Annotated in this window: 1 protein-coding gene; it reads right to left on the reverse strand. The window is 76.4% G+C overall.

Features of this window, described 5'->3' with window-relative positions:
* Positions 1 to 297 (reverse strand): condensation domain-containing protein (locus ACLBYB_RS33240; protein WP_447701434.1); only part of this gene is annotated, 297 nt, incomplete at both ends.

Consider the following 297-nt stretch of genomic DNA (forward strand, 5'->3'; position numbering starts at 1 on the left):
TGTCGGCGAGGCGGGTGGGGGCGTCGAGGCCGGCGAGGGCGTCCTGCCAGAAGCGCTCGGCGGCGGCCCGCGGCTGGCGGGCGAGCCAGGCGAGGTAGTCGGCGAAGCGTCCTGTGACGGGCTCGGGCTCCTCTCCGCGGTAGCGGGCGAGCACCTCGGCGACGAGGCGTGCGGTGCTCCATCCGTCGAGGATCAGGTGGTGGACGGTGAGCACGAGGTGGTGGCGGTCCGGTCCGGTGCGGACCAGGACGAGGCGCAGGAGCGGGGCCCGGGCGAGGTCGAAGGGCCGGGCGCGCT

The organism is Methylobacterium sp. D54C (genome assembly GCF_053345595.1).